Genomic DNA, 1,453 nt, shown 5'->3' with positions numbered 1-1,453 from the left:
TGGTTTCCAATTTCCAGTACTGAAAACCTGGTTTAGATCACTGTCTGATTTGCGCAACCACTGTGCTCACCACGCAAGAGTATGGAATAGGGAGTTTGGCGCCAGCCCAACATGGCCAAGAAAAGTGCCGTCAAACTGGATATATGTTCCGGACAGTATTGAAGTACCCTCATCACCTACCCAAAACATCAATCCACGACGACGGCTGTACTATCAACTCGTCATTATCGAAACGCTATTAAGCAAAGTGAGCCCCGGTAGTGGCTGGTCAGTCAGGCTAAGCGAACTGATATCAAGAAATCCAAAGGCTTCAAAAGTCCATATGGGGTTCCCTGAACAGTGGAAAAAAGAACCTCTCTGGAATCGTGCTGGTGTCAATCAACAGCATTCTTGACGTGTATAGAAAACCGGCAATTTCTATACACGTTACGATTACTTGTATAATTCTTCCGTTTTCATATACATGTTGAACCTATGCTGCTGGTTGTCCCATCTTCACAGATACACCTTCCACAATGGCTTTAATGGCCATCACCTGATCCATATCCGGGAACAGGCCGGTAATGCCTTCACCATGGATACGGGTAAAGGGCTGATCAAACAGTTGTGCCATTTCTATGGTGCCGTAATCCCGTATGTGGTTTTTCAGCATATCCAGAAAGCGAATCTGCTGGCTGCTCAGATTATACTGGGCGGCAAAACCGGCAAATTTTTCGGCGACTGCCTGGCTTTCCATACCAATCAGGGTTCGCAGAATCTGATCCAACCCGGCAGAGGCTTCGGGGTAGAACTCTTTGAGCACCCGGATATCCACATTCGGATTCTGAACCAGCACCAGTTTTGCCAGCTCATCCAGCTCTTTGGGCTGTACCGGTTCCCCCCGACGGATTTTCATCAACACGGGGTTACTGGTGAACAGGGGTTCCAGTGCGCCCTGAACCTGCTGACGGTAGAGCTTAAAGTCCACCGACTTGATATTGGTCTCCCGCCGTTTGATCTCGTACTTGCCCTGGTCTTCACGGATATCTGTTTCCACGGGCGCTGTGGGGGGCGGAGTTACGTCACCCTCCATCAGGTACATGATCCCCCTGAGGCGAGTACGGGCATGTTCCAGTTCAGCAAAGCTGGCGTTATGCCACCAGTCCAGGTCCCGGAGCTGGTTAATGATGTCACCCTGCTGCTGGACCTGAGCCAGATGCGGGGGAAGCTGATCCAGTTTCTGCGTGACGATAGACCACTGTTTTTCCAGACCGCTTTTGTTGGTGTACAGGGCAGTCTGGGCGGTAATCATATCCAGATCAAAACGCATGGCATTCCCCTGCCCCCTGACATCCACCCACTGCATCAGAGGACCGATGTCATCCAGCAGTTGCTGCTGGGTTTGGGGAGCAAACTGTTCCAACCGTATCAGCTGGAAAGTATTGCCCGAGTCGGTGAACGCTTTACGGATAAG

The 1,453-nt window shown here is 50.6% G+C and carries 2 protein-coding genes; one reads left to right on the top strand and one right to left on the bottom strand.

What is annotated here, in order from left to right; genetic code table 11:
* Window positions 1–394 (top strand): Abi family protein (locus KDK13_RS17375; protein ID WP_257286251.1); only part of this gene is annotated, 394 nt, incomplete at its 5' end.
* A 78-nt stretch (window positions 395–472) separates the two neighbouring features.
* Here KDK13_RS17375 and KDK13_RS17370 read toward each other — a convergent pair.
* On the bottom strand, window positions 473–1,453 hold a 981-nt coding region (locus KDK13_RS17370; protein ID WP_306671175.1), incomplete at its 5' end, for a type I restriction-modification enzyme R subunit C-terminal domain-containing protein.

Origin of the sequence: Endozoicomonas sp. SESOKO1 (genome assembly GCF_024606265.1) — a bacterium.
Lineage (GTDB): Bacteria > Pseudomonadota > Gammaproteobacteria > Pseudomonadales > Endozoicomonadaceae > Endozoicomonas.
Note: the sequence above shows the minus strand (reverse complement) of the source record. Positions and strands in the feature narration are given on the sequence as shown.